This window comes from Sediminimonas qiaohouensis DSM 21189, assembly GCF_000423645.1.
Classification (GTDB): Bacteria; Pseudomonadota; Alphaproteobacteria; order Rhodobacterales; family Rhodobacteraceae; genus Sediminimonas; species Sediminimonas qiaohouensis.
Genome location: NZ_AUIJ01000044.1, coordinates 1 through 9,311, shown reverse-complemented (window position 1 = coordinate 9,311; position 9,311 = coordinate 1). Strand labels below are relative to the sequence as shown.

6 protein-coding genes are annotated in these 9,311 nt (G+C 62.2%); 4 read left to right on the top strand and 2 right to left on the bottom strand.

Features of this window, described 5'->3' with window-relative positions; genetic code table 11:
• Positions 1–632: 632 nt before the first annotated feature.
• Positions 633–1,562 (bottom strand): isoaspartyl peptidase/L-asparaginase family protein, encoded by a 930-nt coding sequence (locus G568_RS0117120; RefSeq protein ID WP_026759123.1) that lies wholly within the window; start codon positions 1,560–1,562, stop codon positions 633–635.
• A 196-nt stretch (positions 1,563–1,758) separates the two neighbouring features.
• On the opposite strand from G568_RS0117120, the gene G568_RS19360 reads away from it, so the two are divergent.
• The 4 genes from G568_RS19360 to G568_RS0117100 all read left to right on the top strand — a co-directional run bounded on the left by G568_RS19360 (position 1,759) and on the right by G568_RS0117100 (position 8,702).
• Positions 1,759–2,619 (top strand): cyanophycinase, encoded by an 861-nt coding sequence (locus G568_RS19360; protein WP_037374460.1) that lies wholly within the window; start codon positions 1,759–1,761, stop codon positions 2,617–2,619.
• Positions 2,606–5,248, top strand: a complete 2,643-nt coding sequence (gene cphA, locus G568_RS0117110) for a cyanophycin synthetase (RefSeq protein ID WP_026759122.1) — start codon at positions 2,606–2,608, stop codon at positions 5,246–5,248. Before G568_RS19360 ends, cphA begins: the two co-directional genes overlap by 14 nt.
• Before the next feature lie 58 nt (positions 5,249–5,306).
• Positions 5,307–6,605 (top strand): ATP-grasp domain-containing protein, encoded by a 1,299-nt coding sequence (locus G568_RS0117105; protein WP_026759121.1) that lies wholly within the window; start codon positions 5,307–5,309, stop codon positions 6,603–6,605.
• 81 nt (positions 6,606–6,686) lie between these two features.
• Entirely contained in the window at positions 6,687–8,702 is a 2,016-nt protein-coding gene (locus G568_RS0117100) for a CocE/NonD family hydrolase (protein ID WP_026759120.1), read from the top strand.
• 306 nt (positions 8,703–9,008) lie between these two features.
• Here the strand turns inward: G568_RS0117100 and G568_RS19355 are convergent.
• The coding region (locus tag G568_RS19355; RefSeq protein ID WP_037374458.1) for a transposase at positions 9,009–9,311 on the bottom strand (303 nt) is incomplete at its 5' end.

Sequence of the window (9,311 nt, the reverse complement as noted above, 5' to 3'; positions counted from 1 at the left end):
GCCTGCTCGATCAGGCGACGCGCGCCGGAGCGCAGGATATCCGTCAGCGGATCGGGCGAAAATCCCGATGGATCAGGCAATGGCGTGATGGTAGACTTCGTCATGTGGCATATCCCTTTCTCTCCAGAGAATTGACGGCGCGTGAACACCGCCATGATATGCCGCCCCTCAGGGGCCATCACCAACTTTCAGCTATATCTCTCGATGGTGCGTCTCTACGGCCTGCTCGTGCGCGTGATCCACGGTGGCCATTTCCCCTGCAATGACGGCAAGTGTCACCGCAGGATCTTACGCGACTGGCTGGACGCGCGAGAGGTAACCTGAGGCCGGCGCGAACCGGAGTGAAAGCGGGCATACATCATGACCGCCACGTAAATGATCTCCGGGCTGCTGTGGAAAGGTTTTATATGGGGCGTGTATTGTTATGGGTGGATGCTTTAAAACCGCCCTGCCCGTCCCGACCTGTCTTGTTCTTACGGTGCCTACCGGCGCTGAATCAGCCCCAACCGCCGCCGCAGCACAGGACATCGAAAGACGCCGGGCCAATCACGACACCTGCTCACGGAAGCGGTAGAACTATCGCATACACGGCGGGGTCGGCCCAAACTGCTTGCCGCGATGTATTCGCCAAGTCAGTCATAGATCGCTGTTTGAACGGCCTCGCCGTCCCGTACACTGCCGCGATACATGCCCTCGCAATTGAAGGGCATGACCACGTGTCCGTCGCAGTCGATAGCGATTAACCCGCCGGAGCCCTCATAAGCGGCCAGATCGGCCCGCACAACCTGTTCGGCGGCACCGGCCAGCGATTGACCGGCATGGCGCATCCGCGCGTCGATCTCATGCGCCACGACGCAGCGCATGAACGCCTCGCCGTCGCCCGTAGCGGATACCGCACAAGTGGCGTTGTCGGCGAATGTTCCTGCGCCGATGATCGGGCTGTCGCCGACGCGGCCCACGCGCTTGGCGGTCATCCCGCCGGTCGAGGTCGCCGCGGCAAGGTTGCCAGCGCGATCCAGCGCCACCGCCCCCACGGTGCCATGCCGGCGCGAGGGGTCGTCATCAAGAGTGCCTTCGGCTTCCATGTGCAGGGTTTGCTGTAGGCTGTCCCACCTCTCTTGCGTAAAGAAATAATCGTCATCCTCAAAGGCGAGGCCGGCATCGCGGGCGATGGTCATGGCGCCCTCGCCGATCATCAGGATGTGATCGGTTCGCTCCATCACTGCGCGGGCCAAGTGCACCGGGTTGCGCACGCCCGAGATGCCCGCCACGGCCCCGGCCCGCCGATTGCGCCCGTCCATGATCGCGGCGTCCATTTCATGCGTGCCCTCGCGTGTGAACACGGCCCCGCGCCCGGCGTTGAACAGCGGCTCATTCTCAAGCGTGGACACGGCGGCGGTCACGGCATCAAGCGCAGCGCCGTTGGCCTTGAGAACCTCTTCGCCGGCGCGCAGAACCCGCGCCAGCGCGGCGTGGCAGGCCGCCTCGCGCTCGGGCGTCATGTCGTGCCTTGGCAGGACACCGGCACCGCCGTGGATTGCCAATACGAAACCCTGTGTCATGAGGCGTCCTTTCCCGGGTTCTTGATCGACGAATGCGCGCGGGGGGCGGGTCTGCCGATCATATTCGAAAGTCAACTAATGTGACGTTACGACACCACTGCGTGATTGTCGCCACAGACTGGCTAACATTCCTGTTTAGGGCATGATACGTTCCATATAACGTAGGCGCTGCCTACGGAGGCCCGGAGAACCTTTCATGAACATGCCCACCAAGCCAACGCTAAATCGCAAGCTCGTCGCCATAGGAGGTGCCGAAGACAAGGCGTCGGATACAGAAATCCTGCGCCGGGTCCTGCAGTTCTCGCAGATGGCGGACCCGCGCGTTGGCGTGATCACCACGGCCAGCAGTGTCCCCGACGAGGTGTTCGAAGGATATCGCAAGGTTTTCGAGCGGTTGGGCGCCGGCGAGGTAATGGACATCCGGATTCGGGAACGCGCGGATGCCTCGGACTCGAGCATGCTTGAAATGATCGCGCGCAGCGACGTGGTGTTTATCAGCGGCGGCGATCAGATGCGACTGACCAGCATTTTCGGAGGATCGGACGCGCTCACGGCCATTCGCAAGAAATATGAAGACGGCGCGGTCGTCGCCGGAACCAGCGCCGGCGCTGCATGTCAGTCGACGACAATGGTCTATGGCGGCCCTGCGGTCGACTCCCTGCGAAAAGGCGCGGTCAAGATGACCGCGGGCTTCGGGCTGATCGACGGGGTGATCATCGACACGCATTTCCTCGAACGGGGGCGATTCTCTCGTTTGATGGAGGTTGGCGCCACCAATCCCGAATATCTTGGCGTCGGGCTTGGGGAAGATGCTGCGGTTCTTTTCGAGGAAGGCACAATCCATGCCTTCGGATCCGGCCATGTGATCATCGTTGACAGCTCAACGATTACAGGCTCCAATGTATTTGATTTGACGGATGGTGAGGCGGTCAGCGTCCACAACGTCACAATGCATGCGCTGGTCGATGGGAACGCATACAGTCTATCGGACCGGCGTGTCCTGAGCGCGGAAGAGCTCGGGACCAAGGGTCTGGAGCAAAGGAATGCGTATTCTTGAGCACCGCGCACTGCGCGGGCCAAACTATTATAGCCGTTACAAAGCCATTTTCATGCGGCTCGATATCGAGGACCTCGAAGATCGACCGAGCGACAAGATCCCGGGGATCGCCGATGCACTCGAAGCAATCCTACCAACCATCCACGATCACCGATGTTCAGTAGGAGAGCCCGGCGGCTTCCTGCAACGGGTGCGCAACGGCACCTATGCAGGCCATATGGTCGAGCATGTGGCGATCGAGTTGCAGAACCTTGTCGGGTTTTCAGTGGGTTACGGCAAGACCGTCGATAGCTACGATCCCGGCATCTACAATGTCATCTACCGCTACCGCGACGAGGCAACCGGCCTCGCGGCGGGCGAGGCGGCGGTGGACATCGTGCGCACGCTCTATGATGGCGGGCATGTCGATCTTGCCCCGATCATCGAGCATCTCAAGGAGGTGCGCGACGCAAATGCGCTCGGTCCCTCGACCGGGGCGATCGTGGACGCCGCCAAGGCGCGCAACATTCCCTATTACAACCTGACGGAAGGCACCAGCTATACCCAGCTCGGCCATGGCGTGAAGCAGCGCCGCTTTCAGGCTACGGTGACCGATGGATCAGGGATCATCGGGCATTCCATCGCGGACGACAAGAACTGGACCAAGCAGATCCTCGAAGACGCGGGCATCGCGGTGCCCCAAGGCTATACCTGCTATTCGTGGGACGAGGTGAAGGAGGCCGCCGAATGGATCGGCTGGCCGGTCGTGACCAAACCGCTTGCGGGCAATCACGGCAGCGGCGTGACCACCGACATCGGCACCATGGAAGACCTGAAATCGGGCTACAAGGCGGCGCTGTCGCGGGTGCGCGACAACTCCGGCGCGGTGATCGTCGAAAGCTATGTCAGCGGCGAGGATCACCGGATGCTTGTCATCGACGGCAAGCTGGTCGCCGCCGCCCGGCGGCGCCCCGCGCATGTCACCGGTGATGGGAAATCGACGATCCAGCACCTGATTGACAAGGCCAACGAGGACCCCCGGCGCGGGGTCGGGCACGAGAACCTTCTGACGCAGATCAACGTCGACGAGCAGACCCACCGCATGCTCGAGCAGGCGAGCCTGACGCTTGATAGCGTGCCGCCCGAGGGCGAGATCGTCTTTCTCAAGTCCACGGCCAATATCTCGACCGGCGGAACCGCCACAGATCTGACAGACGAGGTGCATCCAGAGATCAAGTTCGCGATGGAACGGATCGCCCGCCTTGTCGGGCTGGATATCATCGGCATTGACTTGCTGGCCGAAACGCTGACCCGGCCCCTTGATCAGCAATCGGCCGGCGTCGTCGAGGTGAACGCCGGTCCGGGCTTTCGCATGCACATGTCGCCCACCCACGGCACGCCGCGTCCCGTGGGCGAGCATGTAGTCGATATGCTGTTCCCCGACGTGACCGACAATGGTCGCGTCCCGATCACGGCAATCACCGGCACCAATGGCAAGACCACGACGACGCGCCTGACCTCTCATATCCTGCGCCAGTCGGGACTTTCAGTCGGTATGGGGTGCACTGGCACGGTCGAGATCGACAATCATGTTATCCTGCGCGGTGATTATTCCGGCCCGGCCGCGGCGCAGGCCGTCCTGCGCGAGCCGACGGTCGAGCATGCAGTGCTGGAGGTTGCCCGCGGCGGCATCATGCGGCGGGGCCTGGGCTTCGATGAATGCGATGTAGGGGCGCTGCTGAATATCGCGTCGGATCACCTTGGCGAGCGCGACATTCATACGCTGGACGAGTTGGCGCGCTGCAAGACCGTGGTTGTGGACGCAGTCAAGAAGGAAGGCGGGTATTGCGTGCTCAATGCCGACGATCCGCTGGTGATGGAACACGGCACCTACTGGGCCCGCGGCGAGATCATCTATTTCACCATGGACCCCGACAACCCGGCCCTGCGCGATCACCTGAGCGAGATCGGAATGGTCGTCACCGTCAGCCACGGGCGCATCGTGCTGATGCGCGGCAAGGTCACGGTGGATGTAGTGGATGTAAACGACGTGCCGATTGCGTTCGAGGGCCACGCGCCCTTCAACGTCCAGAACGCCATGGCTGCGACGGCGATCGCGCTGGCGCATGGCTTGGAAATGGACGACATCCGAGCCGGCCTTCTTACCTTTCACCCAACCCCGGCACAGATGCCGGGGCGCACCAACTACTTCGAAGCCGACGGTGTGAAATGCCTGATCGACTACGGGCACAACGTGCCCGCGCTCAAAGCGCTGGAGCCGCTTGTCAACGGGTTGGGGCAGCAACGCAAGATCGGTGTCTCAACCGCGCCGGGCAACCGCCGCGACGAGGATCTGGCGGCGCTCGGGGCGCAGTTGGCCGGGATGTGTGACATCCTCTATGTCTATGAGACCGATGCGCGCGGACGGGCCGAGGGCGAAACCGCCAAACTTATCCAAGAGGGCGCGGAAGGGGCCGGCGCGAATTGCACCGTTCATGTCATCATGAGCGAACAGGAGGCCGTCTCGCGCGCAATCGGGGATGCAAAACTGGGTGACTTCCTACTGCTTCTGGTGGACGATATCGCCGGCACCACCGAGCGCCTCAAGGGTCGCAGCTTTCCGGTTCAAGCCGACCTCGCCCAAGAATAAGCGCGCGGATGCCGTGCGGCGGATCGCAGCGCGCCGTGACATGAAAGGACCACGAACAATGACCAAGCACGTTTTTGTCGTCGGGATGAATGCCCTAAACGCTGAACGCCTCACACGGCTCAGGGGCGTGGATGACGTGGCCTTTCATCCGCTGCTCACCGCCGAGGCGGTTTCCGAGACGCAGGAATTCGATATCCCCGCCATGCTGGCCGAAGCCGAGGCGACGCTAGATGCGCACAAGGGATCGATCGATGCCATCGTGGGCTATATCGATTTTCCCGTGTCCACGATGCTGCCGCTGCTTTGCAAGAAATACGGCACGCGCAACACATCGCTCGAAAGCTTGCTGAAGTGCGAGCACAAGTACTGGTCCCGCCAGGTCATGGCCGAGGTGATCCCCGATAACGTGCCGCGTTTCACCGCGTTCGATCCGTTCGACGACGACGCCCTGTCGCGCATCGGCGAGGCCGACCTGCACTTTCCCTTCTTCGTGAAGCCGATCAAGTCCTCGGGCTCGCGGTTGGGGTTTCGCATCGATAGCCCCGAGGATTTCGATTATGCCATCGCCGCCTTCCGCGCCGAGATCGGCCAGATTTCCGAGCCGTTCAACTACGTGCTGGACAAGGCCGATCTGCCCGACGACATTAAGGCCATCGAAGGGCATTACTGCATGGCCGAGCAGGTGATCGGCGGGCGGCAATGCACCGTAGAGGGCTACGTGCATGATGGCGAGGTCGTGCCCTACGGCACGGTGGATTCCATCCGCTACCCTCAGGTGCTGAGCTTTTTCTACTACTACTACCCCTCAACCCTGCCGCAGCACGTGCAGGACACGATGAGCGAGATTACCCGCAAGGTCATGGCCCATATCGGCTATGACAATGCCGGCTTCAACATCGAGTATTACTGGGACGAGGTGCAAAACAAGATCTGGCTGCTGGAGATCAACACCCGCATCGCGCAGTCACATTGCGACCTGTTCGAAATGATCGACGGGGTCAGCCATCAACAGGTAACGATCGATCTGGGCCTTGGCCGCAAGCCGGACATGCCGAAGGGCGAAGGCCCCGAAAAAGTCGCCGCCGAGTTCTTTTACCGGGTTTTCTTCAACGACGCGACGGTGGCGCGCACGCCCTCGCGCGCCGAGATCGAGGTCGCCGCCGAACAGGTCGCGGGCACACGCATTGCATCCCACGTGACGCAGGGCATGAAGCTGTCGGAGCTGCCCGAGCAGGACGCCTACTCCTATGCTGTCGCCTCGGTCTGGATGGGGGCAAGCAAACAATCCAAGCTGTTATGGAACTACGAGCAGGTGATGAAACGCCTGAATTACGAGTTCACCGATATCATGGAATGACGGCCCGAATTTGCTGGACTTCCTCCGACCCGGGCGCAATAGCATCGGGCGCCTTGTCGAACACAACTCCGGACCTGTCCCATGATAGTTGACACCCCGCTGCCCACCCCGGTGCACGAAATCGAACATCTTGAGATCCCGATGCCGGACGGAACCCGGCTGGCTGCGCGCATCTGGATGCCGGAAGGTGCCAAGGCACAGCCGGTTCCGGCAATCCTTGAATACATCCCCTACCGCAAGAACGACAAGACGCTTGAACGCGACCATGCCCGCGCCCCGTGGCTTGCCGCGCGGGGCTATGCCTATGTCCGCGTCGACTTGCGCGGCACCGGCGAATCCGAGGGGGTGATGACCGACGAGTATACCGAGATCGAGTTGCAGGACGGCTGCGACGTGATCGCCTGGATCGCCGATCAGCCATGGTGCGATGGCGGCGTCGGGATCGTCGGCATATCGTGGGGCGGGTTCAACGGGCTCCAGCTTGCTGCGCTGCAGCCCCCGGCACTCAAGGCTGTGGTGTCGATCTGCTCCACCGATGACCGCTATGCCGATGATATCCACTACATGGGTGGCACGCTTTTGTGTGATCAACTGTCATGGGCCTCGGTGATGTTCGGCATCAACACGCTGCCGCCGGACCCGGTGCATGTCGGCGACCGCTGGCGCGAGATGTGGAAGGCGCGGCTGGAGGGCTCCGGGCTATGGCTGAAGAACTGGCTGGAGCATCAGACGCGCGATGCGTTCTGGAAACACGGCTCGATCTGCGAGGACTACTCGGACATCAAGATCCCGGTCTACGCGGTTAGCGGATGGGCAGATGGCTATTGCCGCACGGTGTTTCGCCTGGTCGAGAACCTGCCCGGCCCGGTCAAGGGGATTGTGGGGCCATGGGCGCACCGCTACCCGCATGTGGGGGCGCCGGGGCCGGCGATCGACTGGCTGAGCGAGGAAACCCGCTGGTGGGATCAATGGCTCAAGGGCCAGGATACCGGCATCATGGACGAGCCGCCGCTGCGCGTGTTCCTTCAGGATCACGCCCGCCCGCAGACCCACTATGCGCAGCGTGACGGTTACTGGATCACCGAACCGTCCTGGCCGTCGCCCAACGTTGTCCCGACTGCCTTTGCTCTTGGGGCGCAGGGGCAGCTATCGGCGACGGGCGGCCTGCCTTCCGGGCGGTGCGACATCGCCTCACCACTGTGGGTCGGGCGGCACGGGGGCAAGTGGTGCTCCTACGCGCATGTCGGCGACCAGCCCGGCGATCAGCGGCGCGACGATGCCGGTAGCCTGACATTCGACACGGCTCCCCTGCCCGATCCGCTGCACATGGTGGGCGATGCCAACCTGACGCTGACCTTCAGCGTCGATCAGCCGATAGCGCAGGTCGCTCTGCGGCTGATGGATGTGGCCCCCGACGGGGCCGCCACGCGGGTCAGTTACGGGCTGCTCAACCTGACGCATCACGACAGTCATGAGCACCCCGAGCCATTGGAGCAGGGCCGCAGCTATACCGTGAACGTGCCGATGAAGCATGTAGCCCAAACCTTCCGCGCCGGACACCGCATCCGGCTGGGCATTTCGACTAGCTACTTCCCGCTGGCTTGGCCCGCACCCGCGCCTGTCACGCTTCGGGTGGACACGGGGAAAACCACACTGACCCTACCGCTGCGCACCGAGCGGCCAGAGCCCGCGTCCGCCTTTGCCGCGCCACGCGCAGGCCAGCCGCTGGATGTCAGCTTCGAGACGCCGCCGGAGTCGGAATGGATCATGTCCGAGGACGCGGCGACCGGCCGCCTGAACATCGATCTGCGCGATCACGAAGGTGCCGCACACATCACCGAACACGGGATCACACATTCCGCGGAAGGGGTGGAGCACTATTCAATTCTGCCCGATGATCCGCTCTCGGCCAAAGGTTTGGTGACATGGACCCACGAGATGCATCGCGAGGATTGGCATATCCGGACCGAGACGACCACACGGCTCACCTCGGGGGCATCTGAGTTTCGCATCGAGGCACGCTTGCGCGCATGGCAGAACGAAGAAATCGTGCATGAGGAGGCCTGGGACGAAGCAGTCCCACGAAACGGCCTCTGAGAAATCGGCGCTTTTGTGCAATCCTGTCAACCGCGACGTAAAATTCGGTCGTTGATGGAGCGCGCGGCCAGACGCTGGGCCGATCAGGTCGCCATTTTTGACTGGCTATGGCGTCCCTCTCTTCGCACTTTTTGGGGCTCAGGTGACCGAGCGCCTCATCAACGCAACCGACAGTCGCGCTGCGGCAATCGGCGTATCAACCTACTGTGGGTATTGGGGCCTTAGCAGGAAAAGACAAAGCCACGACTTGAGAGCTGCCAGCGTTCGCAGCCTACGAGCTATGCCCGAAAGTTGGTGACGGCGTGATCAGGCGGCGGCTTGAAGTTGCTTGATCCCGTCCTTGAAGGCAATCCCCTGGACGATTTCCGGCAGCCGATTGGCACCGTCGAGTTTTCGCCATTTCGCCTGGGCTGACATCATCAGCCTGAAGGCCATGGCGAGGCCGGTTTTCCGGCTCAGGCAGCCCTTGGTCTTGCCGGTCCGGTGGCGGACGGTGGCGAAGGTGCTCTCGATCGGATTTGATGTGCGGATGTGCTTCCAGTGCTCGGCCGGGAAGTCGTAAAAACTGAGCAGCACTTCGCGGTCCTTGACCAGCTTGGCGACCGCCTT